13 protein-coding genes and 1 riboswitch are annotated in these 15,158 nt (G+C 69.4%); of the genes, 1 reads left to right on the top strand and 12 read right to left on the bottom strand.

The features are described 5' to 3' along the window. Positions 1 to 165: 165 nt before the first annotated feature. Positions 166 to 284, bottom strand: a riboswitch (SAM riboswitch). A 153-nt stretch (positions 285 to 437) separates the two neighbouring features. The 8 genes from ABEE00_RS12230 to ctaE form a co-directional block, all read right to left on the bottom strand. Beyond that, a complete protein-coding gene (locus ABEE00_RS12230; RefSeq protein WP_345745380.1) occupies positions 438 to 1,856 on the bottom strand; it encodes a wax ester/triacylglycerol synthase domain-containing protein in 1,419 nt (472 codons plus the stop codon). Positions 1,857 to 2,014: 158 nt separating this feature from the next. After that, entirely contained in the window at positions 2,015 to 3,421 is a 1,407-nt protein-coding gene (locus ABEE00_RS12225; protein WP_345745379.1) for an amino acid permease, read from the bottom strand. 159 nt (positions 3,422 to 3,580) lie between these two features. After that, on the bottom strand, positions 3,581 to 4,330 hold the full coding sequence (locus ABEE00_RS12220; protein ID WP_345745378.1) for an SDR family NAD(P)-dependent oxidoreductase: 750 nt from the start codon (positions 4,328 to 4,330) through the stop codon (positions 3,581 to 3,583). Positions 4,331 to 4,439: 109 nt separating this feature from the next. Continuing rightward, complete coding sequence (gene trpD / locus ABEE00_RS12215) at positions 4,440 to 5,504, bottom strand: anthranilate phosphoribosyltransferase (RefSeq protein WP_345745377.1); 1,065 nt, start codon at positions 5,502 to 5,504, stop codon at positions 4,440 to 4,442. Between the two features lie 150 nt (positions 5,505 to 5,654). After that, positions 5,655 to 7,289, bottom strand: coding sequence for a cytochrome bc1 complex cytochrome b subunit (gene qcrB / locus ABEE00_RS12210; RefSeq protein WP_345745376.1), 1,635 nt, complete (start codon positions 7,287 to 7,289; stop codon positions 5,655 to 5,657). After that, positions 7,286 to 8,356: a cytochrome bc1 complex Rieske iron-sulfur subunit gene (qcrA, locus tag ABEE00_RS12205; RefSeq protein WP_345745375.1), complete on the bottom strand. Its 1,071-nt coding sequence runs from the start codon at positions 8,354 to 8,356 to the stop codon at positions 7,286 to 7,288. The genes qcrB and qcrA overlap by 4 nt, the downstream gene beginning before the upstream one ends. Further along, positions 8,353 to 9,168 (bottom strand): cytochrome bc1 complex diheme cytochrome c subunit, encoded by an 816-nt coding sequence (gene qcrC, locus ABEE00_RS12200; RefSeq protein ID WP_345745374.1) that lies wholly within the window; start codon positions 9,166 to 9,168, stop codon positions 8,353 to 8,355. Before qcrC ends, qcrA begins: the two co-directional genes overlap by 4 nt. 97 nt (positions 9,169 to 9,265) lie before the next feature. Next, a complete protein-coding gene (gene ctaE, locus ABEE00_RS12195) occupies positions 9,266 to 9,886 on the bottom strand; it encodes an aa3-type cytochrome oxidase subunit III (RefSeq protein WP_345745373.1) in 621 nt (206 codons plus the stop codon). Positions 9,887 to 10,054: 168 nt separating this feature from the next. Here ctaE and ABEE00_RS12190 point away from each other — a divergent pair, with 168 nt between their 5' ends. Next, positions 10,055 to 10,462: a hypothetical protein gene (locus ABEE00_RS12190; RefSeq protein ID WP_345745372.1), complete on the top strand. Its 408-nt coding sequence runs from the start codon at positions 10,055 to 10,057 to the stop codon at positions 10,460 to 10,462. Positions 10,463 to 10,528: 66 nt separating this feature from the next. Here the strand turns inward: ABEE00_RS12190 and ABEE00_RS12185 are convergent, their stop codons facing one another. From ABEE00_RS12185 to ctaC, 4 genes are all read right to left on the bottom strand, one after another. Next, complete coding sequence (locus ABEE00_RS12185) at positions 10,529 to 11,821, bottom strand: L,D-transpeptidase (RefSeq protein WP_345745371.1); 1,293 nt, start codon at positions 11,819 to 11,821, stop codon at positions 10,529 to 10,531. Between the two features lie 112 nt (positions 11,822 to 11,933). Next, positions 11,934 to 12,332 (bottom strand): cytochrome c oxidase subunit 4, encoded by a 399-nt coding sequence (locus ABEE00_RS12180; RefSeq protein WP_345745370.1) that lies wholly within the window; start codon positions 12,330 to 12,332, stop codon positions 11,934 to 11,936. Further along, positions 12,329 to 14,059 (bottom strand): aa3-type cytochrome oxidase subunit I, encoded by a 1,731-nt coding sequence (ctaD, locus tag ABEE00_RS12175; protein WP_451918554.1) that lies wholly within the window; start codon positions 14,057 to 14,059, stop codon positions 12,329 to 12,331. Before ctaD ends, ABEE00_RS12180 begins: the two co-directional genes overlap by 4 nt. Next, positions 14,056 to 15,018 carry an aa3-type cytochrome oxidase subunit II gene (gene ctaC, locus ABEE00_RS12170; protein ID WP_345745369.1) on the bottom strand — a complete coding sequence of 321 codons (963 nt, stop codon included), beginning with the start codon at positions 15,016 to 15,018 and terminating at the stop codon, positions 14,056 to 14,058. Before ctaC ends, ctaD begins: the two co-directional genes overlap by 4 nt. Positions 15,019 to 15,158 lie beyond the last annotated feature (140 nt).

The raw sequence follows: 15,158 nt of genomic DNA, 5'->3' as shown, positions 1-15,158 counted from the left end.
ACACGCGTGGCGACGCACGGCCCGGGCGACGGGCGCGCGGAACGCGGTGCTTGAGGATGCGGAGAACCGGAGAAGGGCCGGCGCTACCGGAGAGACCGGCGCGGCCCTATCGCATTCGCTGACTCACGAGAAAGCTCCCTCGAAGACCAGGACCCCTGGCTGAGGGATCCGTGCTTGCCGCAGACCTTGCTGTCGTGCGGCCTGGTCATCACCCGGGGCACCCCACCACGGCAGGAGGGTTGCCGGACAGCGGGCCGGGGCCTTCTTCGCTGTCGCTCGTGACCTGGGCAGGAGTATGGCACAGGTGATCGCCCGTTCCGCAAGGGTGTCCGTATGGCGGGACCGGCGGCACGCACGCCACCGGTCCCGCGCGGCCCGTGGCTCACGGCTCGTGGCTCACGGCTCACGGCTCACGCTCGCGGTTCGCAGCCCCGCGGCTACGACAGTGCGCACAGCTCCCGCAGCGCCCCGTGCAGCGCCCCCGCGAGCGCGGCGGGCGGCAGGGCGCCGTCGGCCGAGCCGTGCAGCCCGAAGTGGACCGCGCCCCGGTACGGGGTCATCGCCACCGCGAGCTGGTGTCCTCCGGCCAGCGGGGCGAGCGGGTGCAGGGCGCGCAGCGGCGCCCCGTCGAGCGTGAACGGGATGTCAGGCAACGGCACACTCGTGGCCAGCGCGTCGAACAGCAGCGGCGCCGACTCCCGCAGCAGCGGCCCGGCCAGCCGGTGCGCGGCGGGCGGCACCAGGTCGGTGAGCAGCGCGAAGGCGCCGGGGCCTCGGCGGGGGCCGCGCTCCTTGTGCGCGCGCATCGCCTCGCGCACCAGGCGCAGCCGCTCCAGCGGGTCGGACTCGCCGAGCGGGAGGCGCAGGAGGTGCCCGGAGAGCTGGTTCCCGAGCCGGGGGTCGCCGGGGCGGCGCCTGCTGCTGACCGGCACCAGCACCCGTACGGGGCGGGCCGCCGGATCGTGCCCCGCGGCCTGGATGCGGTGGCGCAGCGCGGCGGCGCACAGCGCGAGCAGCACGTCGTTGACGGTGCCGCCGTGCGCCTTGCGTATCCGGTGCACCGCGTCCAGCGGCAGCACGGGGAACGCGAAGGCCCGGCCGCAGGCGGCCGGGCCCACCGCCGCGTGCAGCGGACTGGCCTGCGGATGCAGCGCGTTGCCCGCCGCGGTGGCCGCGACGGACGCGGCGATCTCGGCGGCCCTGCGGGTCCTCGCCACCTGACCGGGTATCCGCCCCGGCAGCCCCGCGATGGCCCGTACGGCGTCCACGGCGCGGCGCGGATCGGCGTACCGCAGCACTCCCCCGACGGGCTCCCCGCCGCCGCCCTCCCGGCCCTCCTCGGGCGGGCCGCCGAACGTCCGCCCGCGCACCTCCATCGGGTCGAAGAGCGCGGCGCCCAGCTCCATCGCCCGCAGCCCGTCGACCGAGGCGTGGTGGAACTCGGCGAGCAGCGCGAAGCCCTCCTCCGGCCGCCGCCCGGTGAACAGGTGCAGCCGCCACGGCGGCGCCCCCTCCGGCAGCGCCCCGCAGGCGGCCCGCGCCGCCTCACGTTCCAGGGCCGCGGCCTCCAATCCCCGTGCGGCGGCCGGAAGGTGGCGCACCTCCACGTGGGCCCGCGCGTCGAACCAGGGCACCTCGTGCCAGCGCGGCGCCTCCAGCGGGTTCCACCCCTGCCGCACCACCTGGCGCAACCGCGGCAGCGCGGAGGCCCGTTGGGCGAGCAGCGCCGCCAGCTCCTCAGCCGTGCGCGTCCGCGCCCCGGCGCCGAACACGGCCAGCGCCCCCAGCCGCAGCGGCGCCTCCCGCGACTCCATGCCCCAGAAGGCCGCATCCAGCGAACTGAGGTGATCCTCCATGTGCCAGTCCCCTCCCCTGTGTGGCAACACCACTCCCCCGGCCACACATTGTCGGGTAAAGGTTGACGGCGCGTTACGAGGAGCGGCGCTTCTCGGCCGCGTACGGTCGGGACTTCGGCCGTGTACGGGCAGGGGTCCGGCCGCGTACGGGCGGGAGTTCAGCCCTCGGCGCGCACCCTCCGCCGCACCTCGTACCCGGCCAGCACCACCGCCAGCGTGACCGCGCTCATCCAGAACTGCGCCCTGCTGTCCGGCAGCACCGCCATGGCCAGCAGCACCGCGGCCATCCCCGCGACGGCGAGCCAACTCAGCCACGGATAGCCCCACATGGGCAGCCGCAGCCGGTCGGGGTCCTCCCGCTCCAGGCGCCGCCGCATCCTGATCTGCGCCAGTCCCACCAGGAGGTACACGAACAGCGCGACCGCGCCGTAGGAGTTGATCAGGAACTGGAAGATCCCGTCGGGCGAGGCCCACGCGGCCACCGTGGAGGCGAAGCCGACCACCGTCCCGGCCAGCAGCGCGCGGCGCGGCACCCCGCCCCGCCCGATCTTCGCGAGCCCGCGCGGCGCGTCCCCGTTGCCGGTCAGCGCGAACAGCATCCTGGAGGACGTGTAGAGCGCGGAGTTGAGGCAGGACAGCACGGCCGTCAGCACCACGGCGTTCATCACCGTGGACACCGCCGGGACCCCCATCGCCCCCAGCACGGCCCCGTACGGGCTGACCTGCACGGCGTGCGAGTTCCACGGCACCACCGAGACGACCACGGCGACCGACAGCACGTAGAAGGCGACCACCCGCAGGATGATGGAGCGCATGGCGTCGGCCACCGCGCGCTCGGGCTCCTCCGACTCGGCGGCCGCGATGGTGACGATCTCCGCGCCGGTGAAGAAGCCGATGCAGGGCACCACCGCCGCCAGTACGGCCGCCGCCCCCGCCGGCGCGAATCCGCCGTGCCCCACCAGGTTCCCGGCCGCCTCCGACGCGCCGCCCCCGCCGGGCAGCACCCCCGCGAGCCAGAGCACGCCGGCGAAGAGGAACACCACGATCGCCGCGACCTTCACCGAGGAGAACCAGTACTCGAACTCCCCGTACGCACGCGCCGAGACCATGTTCGTGGCCGTGAGGAGCACCATCAGCACCAGGCTGACGGCCCACAACGGGGCGCCCGGCAGCCACAATTGGATGATCCGTCCCCCGGCCACCGCCTCCACGGCGACCACGATCACGAAGAAGTACCAGTAGAGCCACCCGGTCAGGAAGCCGGCCCGGCGCCCCAGTTCCTCCCGCACGTGTACGTAGAAGGAGCCCTGCACCGGGCGCGCCACGGTCATCTCCGCGAGCATCCGCATGATCAGCACCGTGAGCGCGCCCGCCACCAGGAAGGAGACCACGGCGGCCGGACCGGTCGAGCCGATCACGACCCCGCTGCCCACGAAGAGCCCGGCGCCGATCACCCCGCCCAGCGCGATCAGGTTCATATGGCGCCGCTTGAGCCCCGTGCGCAGCCCGTTCGCGCCCTCGGCGGATTCCCGCGCGGGCTCGGCCGCCTTCTCCTCTACCGCCACTACCTCGTCCTCATCGCAGCTCCGGGGTGCCGTCCGCACCCCGGAGGCGACGATTCCAGAGGAGTGTTGACATGACGTTGCGCCACATTGCGGCCGTACGTCAGTCGTGTTGCCCCGGCCCTCTCACCGGGGCCGTTCCGCTGACTCAGTCCCGCTGACTCAGTCCTGCTGCCTGCGGTGCACCACCTGCGCGGAGGACTGGTCCCTGGCGAGCACCAGCATGGAGTCGATGTTCACGTGCGCGGGCCGGGCCGCCACCCAGCCCACGCAGTCCGCGATGTCCTCGGCGGAGAGCGGGGTCATGCCCTCGTAGACCTTCTCCGCGCGCTCCTCGTCCCCGCCGAAGCGCACCTTGGCGAACTCCGTGTGCACGAGCCCCGGATCGATCTGGCACACCCGCACCGGCTGCCCCAGCATCTCCTTGCGCAGCACCTTCGTCAGCGCGGTCACCGCGTGCTTCGCCGCGTTGTAGCCCGCGCCCCCGGGATACGGCTCCTGGCCCGCGATCGAGCCGATCGTGATCACCTGGCCGTCGCCGGAGGCGATCAGCTTGGGCAGCAGCGCCTTGGTCATCCGCAGCGTGCCCAGCACGTTCGACTCGTACATCGCGAGCCAGTCGTCCTCGTCGGCCTCCGCCACCGGGTCGGTGCCCAGCGCGCCGCCCGCGTTGTTCACCAGCAGGTCGCAGCGCTCCACGGTGGCGCAGAACGCCTCGACGGAGGCCGGGTCCGTCACGTCCAGCGACTCGGCGCGGCCGCCGCACTTGTCCGCGACCTGCTCCAGGCGCTCGGCGCGCCGCGCGCCGAGCACCACCCGGTAGCCCTGCTCGGCGAGCCGGACCGCGGTGGCCGCGCCGATCCCGCTGCTGGCCCCGGTCACCACGGCCACCTTCGACGACGCCTCAGTCATCCCTGTCCCTCTCTCCAACGCCGGTACGCAGCAGAGCCTTTCAAGCAGAACCCTGCTGCGTATAGCCCTGAAGGGACCGGGTACGGCCCGGAGGGGACCGGCGGACGCCTCAGACCGCGCTGGCCTTCACCCACCGCTCCAGCGCCGCACGCGCCGCGCCGGAGTCCACCGAGTCGGCCGCGCGCGCCATCGCCGCGCGGATCTGCTCGGGCAGCGGCGCGTCCGTCGGCGCCAGCGCGACCAGCGCCGCGGCCGAGTTGAGCAGCACCGCGTCCCGTACGGGACCGTGCTCGCCCTCCAGCAGCCGCCGCGCCACCTCCGCGTTGAACCCGGCGTCCTGCCCGCGCAGCGCCTCCACGGGTACGAGGTCGAGCCCCACGTCCCGCGGGTCGAAGGACTCCTCGCGCACCGTGCCGTCCCGCACCACCCACACCGTGGACGTGGCGGTCGTGGTCAGCTCGTCGAGCCCGTCGTCGCCGCGGAACACCAGGGCCGAGGAACCGCGCTTGGCCAGCACGCCCGCGATGATCGGCGCCATCCGCGCGTCGGCCACGCCGGTGGCCTGCGCCCGCACCCGCGCGGGATTGGTCAGCGGCCCCAGGAAGTTGAACGGGGTGGGCACGCCCAACTCCCTGCGCGCGTTGGCCACATGGCGCAGCGAGGGGTGGAACTTCACCGCGAAGCAGAAGGTGATCCCGGCCTCGGCCGCGACCTCGGCCACCCGCGCGGGCGTGAGCTCCAGATTCACCCCGAGCCGCTCCAGCACGTCGGAGGCGCCGCTCGCGCTCGATGAAGCCCTGTTGCCGTGCTTGACGACCTTGGCGCCGGTGCCGGCCACCACGATCGAGGACATGGTGGAGATGTTGACCGTCTTGGCCCGGTCACCGCCGGTGCCGACGATGTCCACCGAGGGGCCCGGCACCTCGATGGTGTTGGCGTGCGCGTACATCGCGTCGACGAGCCCGGAGATCTCCTCGACGGTCTCGCCCTTGGCCCGCAGCGCCACCGCGAACCCGGCGACCTGCGCGTCGCTGGCCTCGCCCCGCATGATCCGGTCCATCGCCCAGGCGGTCGCCTCCGCGCTCAGGTCCTCCCCCGCGAGCAGCGTGCCCAGGACATCCGGCCAGGTGCGCGCTGCCGTGGTGTCGCCTCCGGCGGGGAACGCAGCGCTCATGGGAATCACTCCTGGCAATCGGACGGGAATCGGCTCCAACCCTATCGGGGCCGGACACGCCGAAGGGCCCCGCCCACTCGGTGTGGACGGGGCCCTCGTGCGGCAGCGCGCTCTGCTGCTGTGTGGCGTCAGCTCAGCTCGCGGGTCGGGTCAGTGGTGCCCGTGGCCGCTGCTGATCTCCTTGTACTCCTCGGCGGAGGCCTTCTCGACCTGCGCGTTCGAGCCGTACATGCCCTTGGAGAGCTTGGCGCGCAGCTTCTCCATGCGCGAGATCTTGCGCTTGACGCCGTTGGCGTCCGTCGCCGGGCCGATCTCGTGCGGCTTGACCTGCTCGTGCGCGGTGAGGGTGTGCAGCTGCTCCTGCGACAGGGGCTCGTGCACCTCGATGAACTCACCGTGCGGGAGCCGCTTGATGATGCCGGACTCGCGCCCGTGCAGCACCTTCTCCTTGTCCCGCCGCTGCAGGCCCATGCAGATCCGCCGGGTCACGATGAACGTCAGGATCGGCACCACGAAGAAGCCGATGCGGACGAAGTACGTGATCGCGTTGATCGACAGGTGGAAGTGCGTGGCCCACAGGTCGTTGCCGCCGCCGACCAGCAGTACGAAGTACCAGCTGATCCAGGCCGCGCCGAACGCCGTACGGGTCGGCGCGTTCCGCGGGCGGTCGGCGATGTGGTGCTCGCGCTTGTCGCCGGTGACCCAGGACTCGATGAACGGGTAGACCGCGATGGCCACCAGCACCAGCGGGAAGATGATCAGTGGCACGAACACGCCCATCACCAGCGTGTGGCCCCACAGATGGATCTCCCAGCCCGGCATGAACCGGATGAGTCCCTCGGAGAAGCCCATGTACCAGTCGGGCTGCGCGTTGGTGGAGACCTGGTCGGGCCGGTAGGGGCCGATGTCCCAGATCGGGTTCAGCGTGAACGCCGCCGAGATGACCGCGATGACGCCGAAGACCAGGAAGAAGAAGCCTCCGGCCTTGGCCATGTAGACCGGCAGCAGCGGCATGCCGACCACGTTCTTGTTCGTACGGCCAGGGCCCGCGAACTGCGTGTGCTTGTGGTAGAAGACCAGGATCAGGTGCGCCACCAGCAGGCCCAGCATGATGCCGGGCAGCAGCAGTACGTGGATCGAGAAGAACCGCGCCACGAAGTCGTGCCCCGGGAACTCCCCGCCGAAGAGGAACATCGACAGGTAGGTGCCCACGATCGGCACCGACAGGATCGCGCCCTCCATGAACCGCACACCGGTGCCGGAGAGCAGGTCGTCCGGGAGCGAGTAGCCGGTGAAGCCGGTGAACATGCCGAGCACGAACAGCAGGAAGCCGAAGATCCAGTTGACCTCGCGCGGCTTGCGGAACGCGCCGGTGAAGAACACGCGCATCATGTGCACGAACATCGCCGCGAGGAAGATCAGCGCGGCCCAGTGGTGGATCTGCCGCACGAGCAGACCACCGCGCACATCGAAGCTGATGTCGAGCGTGGACGCGTACGCCTCGGACATCTTGATGCCCTGCATCGGCACGTACGAGCCGTGGTACTCGATCTCGTTCATCGACGGGTGGAAGAACAGCGTCAGGTAGACACCCGTCAGGATGATGATGATGAAGCTGTAGAGCGCGACCTCACCCAGCATGAAGGACCAGTGGTCCGGGAAGATCTTGCGCATGTTGGCCTTGGCGAGGCTGTAGATGCCCAGCCGGCCGTCGGCCCAGTCGGCTACCCGCTCGCCCGCGGGCGCTTTCCGCTTCGCAGCGGTGGTGTCTGTTGAAGTACTCATGCGGAGCGCTCCCAGTAAGCCGGGCCGACGGGCTCCTCGAAGTCGCCGAGCGCCTCGAGGTAACCGTCCTTGTTGACGCTGATGTTGAGCTGCGGCAGCGGGTGGCCGGCGGGACCGAAGATGACGCGCGCGCCGTCCGACAGGTCGAACGTCGACTGGTGGCACGGGCAGAGCACGTGGTGGGTCTGCTGCTCGTAGAGGCTGACGGGGCAGCCCACGTGCGTGCAGATCTTCGAGTACGCGACGATGCCCTCGTGCGACCAGTCGAGCTCGCGCTTGTCCTTGATGTCCTTGGGCTCGAGACGCACCAGCATCAGGGCGGCCTTGGCGATCTCGGTCTGGAACTCCTCGTCGTTCTCGTCCAGACCCTCGGGCCACGCGAACGTCAGCGAGCCGACCTGGATGTCCTCGGGACGCAGCGGCTGCTTCGTGTTCTCGTTGATGAGCATCTTGCCCTTGCCCCACAGCGTGTGCGTGAGCTTCTTCTCGGGCAGCGGCCCGAGGTCGCGAAGCAGCACCACGCCGGAGAGCGGCACCATGGCCATCGCGCCGAACATCGTGTTGCGGATCAGCTTGCGGCGGCCGAGCTGCGACTCCTTCGCGCCCTGCCGGAAGTCCGCCATGACCTTCTCGCGGACCTCGGGCTCCGCCTCGACGGCGTGCCGCTCGTCCACCATCTCCTCGTCCGACATCAGCGTGCGGGCCCAGTGGACCGCGCCGGCGCCGATGCAGAAGAGGGCGATGCCGAGCGTGACGCCCAGCGTGAAGTTCAGCGCGCTGATGTGCCCCAGCGGCCAGACGGTGATGAACTTGTCCACCGGGAAGGCCACGTAGCAGGCGATGAAGCCGATGGTGGCCAGCATGGAGACCGTGAAGAGCAGGGCCACGGTGCGCTCGGAGCGCCGTGCGGCCTTCTCGTCGATGTCCTGCACCCGGTGCTCGTGCGGGGGCACTCCCGGGTCGGCGAACGGATCGTCGTGCGCCGTCACCGCGCCGTGCGCGTCTGCCTGCTCTTTGGGCAGGTTCTCGTCTGACACGTTCTCGTGTGATCCAGTCTGGCTACTCATGACTTCTTGGCCTTTGCGGTCCGAGCGGCGACCCACACGGCGACGCCCACCAGCGCACCGATGCCGAAGACCCAGGCGAACATGCCCTCGGCCACCGGGCCGAAGCCACCGAGGTTGAAGCCACCGGGGTGCTTCGTGTCCTTGCTGTTCACCGTCTTCATGTAGGCGACGATGTCCTTCTTGTCCTCCGCCGTCAGCGTGCTGTCGGGGAAGGAAGGCATGTTCTGCGGGCCGGTCTGCATGGCCTCGTAGACGTGCTTCGGATCCACGTCCTCAAGGGTGGGCGCGAACTTGCCGTGCGTCAGAGCGCCGCCCTTGCCGGTGAAATTGTGGCACTGGGCGCAGTTCGTGCGGAACAGCTCGCCGCCGTTGGCGATGTCGGCCCCGTTGGGGTCGTACTGCTCCTTGGTCGGCTGGGCCGGGCCCGAGCCCAGCGAGGCGACGTACGCCGCGAGCTGGTTGATCTCGTCCTGGCTGTACGCCTGCTTCTTGCGCGGTGCCTGGGCGCCCTGCTGCTGCATGGGCATGCGGCCGGTGCCGACCTGGAAGTCGACGGCGGCCGCGCCGACGCCGACGAGGCTCGGACCGTCACTGGAGCCCTGCCCCCCGGTGCCGTGGCAGGAGGAGCAGCCGACGTCGTAGAGCTTCTTGCCCTCCTCGATGGCGAGGGACTGGCTCGACTTCTCCGGGTCGGCCTTCGCCTCGCCCGCAGGGGCGAGCGCGGCGTACAGCCCCCCGGTGGCCGCCAGCGCGAAGATGAGGACGACGAGCGCCGCCAGCGGATGGCGCCGTCGTGCGGAGAGCTTTTTCACGGATTACCCCGGTGTCAGGATCTTCTGCGTCGATGCTTCTGGCTTTGGTCTTCTCCGGCGTCCGGCCGCGCGTGGCGGTCGGCCGACGCCCGATCAGTTACCTGATCAGGTAGATCGTGGCGAAGAGGCCGATCCAGACGACATCGACGAAGTGCCAGTAGTAGGACACGACGATGGCCGCAGTGGCCTGCTGGTGAGTGAACCTCTTTGCCGCGTACGTCCTGCCGAGTACGAGCAGGAACGCGATCAGACCGCCCGTCACATGGAGCCCGTGGAAGCCGGTGGTCAGGTAGAACACCGATCCGTACGGGTCCGAGGAGAGCGAGAGGCCCTCACCCGTGACCAGCTCCGTGTACTCGAAGACCTGGCCGCCGATGAAGATCGCACCCATGACGAAGGTGAGGATGAACCAGCCCCGGAGCTTCTTCACATCACCGCGCTCGGCGGCGAAGACGCCGAGCTGGCAGGTGAGAGAGGAGAGCACCAGGATCGTGGTGTTCGTCGCCGAGAACGGAAGATTCAGCGCATCGGCGTGCTCCTTCCAGTAATCGGCGCCGGTCACCGATCGCAGGGTGAAGTACATCGCGAAGAGGGCCGCGAAGAACATCAGCTCGGAACTCAGCCAGATGATGGTTCCGACGCTGGTGAGGTTCGGCCTATTGACCGACGGGTGCGCGTGCCCGGTTTCTACTGCTGTTGCTGTCGCCACGACCGACATTATGTCGGTCGCTTATCCCGGCCTCACTTCGGGGGGTCCCGTTCGGTGTGTCTGGCCCGGTGTCCAGCTCAAACGGCTCCTCCCGAAGGCGTACGAACCGGTGTTGACGGGGCGTCGGAAGGAGTAGCATCCGGGCTCCCGACCTCGATGCGACGACGCGGAGGAACGATGGAGCGCACGGCCACGGTGCTGGTGTACAGCGACAACGCCGACACCCGCGAGCAGGTGCGGCTCGCGGCGGGCAGGCGGCCGGCCGCGGATGCCCCGAAGATCCAGTACATCGAGTGCGCGACGCTCCCCGCGGTCCTCAGCACTCTGGAGGAGTACGAGGTCGACGTCTGCGTCCTGGACGGCGAGTCGGCCCCGGCCGGGGGCATGGGCGTGTGCCGGCAGATCAAGGACGAGATCTTCGAGTGCCCGCCGGTGCTGCTCCTGATCGGCCGCCCGCAGGACGCCTGGCTGGCGACCTGGAGCCGCGCCGAGGCGACGGTCTCGCACCCGGTGGACCCGGTGGCGCTGGCCGACGCGCTGGCCGGGCTGCTGCGGAACGGCAGCCGCGAGCCCGCGCAGGCGTGAGCCGCTGAGGCGCCGCTCACACCCGCGCACCCCGCACGCCCGGCACGCCCCTGGGGACACGCGGCCCTACAGTTCCGGACGCAGCCTGGCCTGAGCGGCCTGCTGCGTCTGGTTCGTGCGCCCGGACTTGTCCATCTCGCTGCCGTTCTCGCCCGAGTAGAGCGCACTCCCCTTCTGCCACTCCTTCCAGCTCATGTTCCAGTCGCCGAAGCCGTTGCCGAATGTGGGCATCTTCTCGCCGCCGGTGTTGGTGTGGGTGACCAGGTCGCCGGGCCGTACGGCGCTGAAGAAGGCGTGCGCGTTGCCGGTGCTCATGCCGGTGCAGCCGTGGCTCACGTTCGCCGAGCCCTGCGAACCCACCGACCAGGGCGCGGCGTGCACGTATTCGCCGCTGTCCGTCAGCCGTGTGGCCCAGTGCACGGGCAGGTTGTAGCCCTCCGAGCCGCTCTCGGCGACGCCGATCGTAGAGCTGCGCATCCGCACGAACGACTCCTGGCCCAGCACCACCTTGGTTCCGGTGCGGGTGCTGAATCCGGCCTTGCCCGTGGTGATCGGATCGGTCTGTACGACCTTGCCGTTCCGCTTCAGGGTCAGCTGGTGCGTCCCGGCGTCCGCGAGGGCCTCCACACGGTCGCCCGTGCGCAGCTTCAGCGGCTTGCTGGGCGCCGCGTAGAGCCCGTCCCGGATCTTCATCCCGGCGAGCTTCGAGCTGACCCGCACAGTGGCGTGTGCGGGCCAGTACGCCTTCGGGCGGAAGTGCAGCTTCTGGCTGTCCACCCAGTACCAGGAGCCCTCGGCCTGCGGCTGTGACTCCACCCGCAGCCCGCGCTCCACCAGCCGCCGCTGCGCCGGGTCCTTCACCTTGTGGCTCAGCTCGGCCGTGAGGGGCTGGCCGACCCCGTACGTCCCGCTGTCGGGGCCGAAGGTGACCGAGAGCTTCTTCTGGTCGGCGGGCTTGGTGCGGAAGTTGAGGGTGCGCCTTCCGGGCTCGCCGTCCTCGTTCTCGGTGCTGGCGCGCACCGTGTACTCCACGCCGGCCGCCAGGGGGCTGGTGGAGTGCCATCTGCTGCCGTCGGCCGACAGCTCGCCGTTCACGAAGCGGCCCGCGGCGTCCACGGCGATCACATCGGTGAGCTTCTCGCCCTCGCCCTTGGCCGAGACCTGGAGGGGCTTGGCGGGATCGACGGACTTGGCGTCCGAGCCGGCACTGACCGCGACCGCGTTGCTCGCGTCGTACGGAGGGGAGGCCAGCGGGTCGGCGTCGGTGCCGCCGCACCCGGTGAGCCCCGCGAGGGGAGCGAGTACCAGGGCGCCGCTCAGCGCGATCCGGCGGCGCGATGTGTTCGACCAGTGGTTCATGAGGCCCAAAATATGAAGAGCCATCAGCGCGGGCCCGTTGAGCGCATGCAAAAGGGTCGGCCCCCGGAAGCGTTTCCGGGGGCCGACCCTTGCGAGCTGCGGGAGCGCGGACCTACTGGGTCCTGTTCTCCCCGTGGTAGTACTCGAAGACCCAGCCGAACAGGCCGATGAGCAGCAGCGGCGCCGAGACGTACACGAACCACCAGCCGACTGCCACACCGAGGAAGGCGAAGGCGCCACCGGCGCCCAGCGCGAGCGGCTGCCAGCTGTGCGGGCTGAAGAAGCCCAGCTCGCCGGCGTCGTCCGCGACGTCCGCTTCCTTGTTGTCCTGGGCCCCGGCGTCCACGCGGCGAGCGGTGAACGCCAGGTAGTAGCCGATCATCACGGCCAGGCCGAAGGCCAGGAACAGCCCGGTGGTGCCCACCGGCTCCTTGGACCAGACCCCGTAGACGATGGCCATGGCCAGCAGGAAGACCGCCAGCCAGAGGAACATCTTGCCCTGGATCTTCACTTTCCGGCCTCCTTGCTGCCGGCCAGCGACTTCTCGGCGGCCTCACCGTGGCCGAGCTGGTCGAGGGCGGCGATCTCCGGGTGGTGGAGGTCGAACGCCGGGGATTCGGACCGGATGCGCGGCAGCGTGAGGAAGTTGTGCCGCGGGGGCGGGCAGGAGGTCGCCCACTCCAGCGAACGGCCGTAGCCCCAGGGGTCGTCGACCTCGACCTTCTTGCCGTGCTTGGCCGTCTTCCAGACGTTGTAGAGGAACGGCAGGATCGACAGGCCCAGCAGGAAGGAGCTGATCGTCGAGATGGTGTTCAGGGCGGTGAACCCGTCGGCAGCCAGGTAGTCGGCGTACCGGCGCGGCATGCCCTCGGCGCCCAGCCAGTGCTGCACCAGGAAGGTGCCGTGGAAGCCGATGAACAGCGTCCAGAAGCAGATCTTGCCGAGCCGCTCGTCCAGCATCTTGCCGGTGAACTTCGGCCACCAGAAGTGGAATCCGGCGAACATCGCGAAGACGACGGTGCCGAAGACCACGTAGTGGAAGTGCGCCACGACGAAGTACGAGTCCGAGACGTGGAAGTCCATCGGGGGCGAGGCCAGGATGACGCCGGTCAGACCACCGAAGGTGAAGGTGATCAGGAAGCCGATCGTCCACAGCATCGGCGTCTCGAAGGACAAGGAGCCCTTCCACATCGTGCCGATCCAGTTGAAGAACTTCACACCCGTCGGCACCGCGATGAGGAACGTCATGAACGAGAAGAACGGCAGGAGCACGCCGCCCGTCACGTACATGTGGTGCGCCCAGACGGTGACCGAGAGGCCCGCGATCGAGATCGTGGCGGCGATCAGGCCGATGTAGCCGAACATCGGCTTACGGCTGAAGACCGGAATGACCTCGGAAATGATGCCGAAGAACGGCAGGGCGATGATGTAGACCTCGGGGTGCCCGAAGAACCAGAAGAGGTGCTGCCACAGCAACGCCCCTCCGTTCGCCGAATCGAAGACGTGCGCCCCGAATTTCCGGTCCGCCTCCAGCGCGAAGAGCGCGGCGGCGAGAACCGGGAAGGCCAGCAGCACCAGCACACCGGTGAGCAGCACGTTCCACGTGAAGATCGGCATGCGGAACATCGTCATGCCGGGAGCGCGCATGCAGATGATGGTGGTGATGAAGTTGACCGAGCCGAGGATCGTGCCGAATCCGGAGAGCGCGAGACCCATGATCCACATGTCGCCGCCGACGCCCGGCGAGTGCACCGCGTCGGAGAGCGGCGAGTAGGCGAACCAGCCGAAGTCGGCCGCGCCGTTCGGGGTGAGGAACCCGCCCACGGCGATCAGCGAACCGAAGAGGTACAGCCAGTACGCGAACATGTTCAGCCGCGGGAAGGCCACATCGGGCGAGCCGATCTGGAGCGGCATGATCCAGTTGGCGAAGCCGGAGAACAGCGGAGTGGCGAACATCAGCAGCATGATCGTGCCATGCATGGTGAACGCCTGGTTGAACTGCTCGTTCGACATCACCTGCGTACCCGGGCGGGCGAGTTCGGCGCGCATGAGGAGCGCCATGACCCCGCCGAGGCAGAAGAACGCGAAGGACGTGACGAAGTAGAGCGTCCCGATCTTCTTGTGGTCGGTGGTCGTCAGCCAGTCGACGACGGCGGCACCGGGGCTCTTCTTTGGATAGCTGGGTGCTGCCTCGGCTTTCGCTGCGGCGGCACCCCTGGTTTCGTCTTGGATGCTCACGGGTTATTCGTCTCCGCATTCTTGGCGCCGCCCGTGGTGGCGGTACCCGCCGGGATGTATCCGGTCTGGCCCTTCTTCGCCAGGTCCTCCAGGTGCTTCTGGTAGCGCTCCGGGGAGACGACCTTCACGTTGAAGAGCATCCGGGAGTGGTCGGCGCCGCAGAGCTCGGCGCACTTACCCCTGAAGGTGCCCTCCTTGTTGGGGGTCACCTCGAAGCGGTTCACATGGCCGGGGATGACGTCCTGCTTCATCAGGAACGGCAGTACCCAGAACGAGTGGATGACATCGCGCGAGGTCAGCACGAACTGCACCGTCTCGCCCTTGGGCAGCCACAGCGTCGGACCCGGGTTGTTGTTCTGCGGGTTCCGCTCGCCGGGGGTGCCGACGTCGTGGACACCCTCCGCGCCCTTGGGGAACGCCTTCGTCATCCGGTCCGGGATGGCGTCGAGTTCCTTGCTCTTGGTGTTCGAGGTCGAGGGCTTCCCGTCCACGTCCTCGATGTAGTTGAAGCCCCAGCTCCACTGATAGCCGACCACGTTGACCACGTGGTCCGGCTTCTTGGAGGTCTCGAGGAGCTTCGACTCATCGCGCGCGGTGAAGTAGAAGAGCACCGCCACGATGATGATGGGGACCACGGTGTACAGCGCCTCGATGGGCATGTTGTACCGCGTCTGCGGAGGGACCTCGACCTTGGTCTTGGAACGCCGGTGGAAGAAAACGCTCCACAGGATCAGACCCCAGACCAGCACGCCCACGGCGAGCGCTGCCGCCCACGAGCCCTGCCACAGGGAGAGGATCCGCGGAGCCTCTTCCGTGGTCGGGGTGGGCATACCAAGGCGGGGGAAGTCCTTATATGTGCAACCGGTCGCGGTCGCCAGGACCAGGCCCGCGGCAAGCGCCTGGTGCAGCTTCCGCCGCATCGGGCGCCGCGACGAGCGGTCGGGGCCGTTGGGACTCACGTAGCGCCTTCCCGAGAGTCTTCTCGCCCGCCCTCCCGGGCTCGGCCTTGATGCTGCTCGGGCGCGGGCCCTGGCGGCGGGCAGGGGTTTGGATGTTTATGCGGACCAAACCCTACTGGACTCGATTTTGGGCCGCGCGA

Source organism: Streptomyces odontomachicola (assembly GCF_039605595.1).
GTDB lineage: Bacteria > Actinomycetota > Actinomycetes > Streptomycetales > Streptomycetaceae > Streptomyces.
Note: the sequence above shows the minus strand (reverse complement) of the source record. Positions and strands in the feature narration are given on the sequence as shown.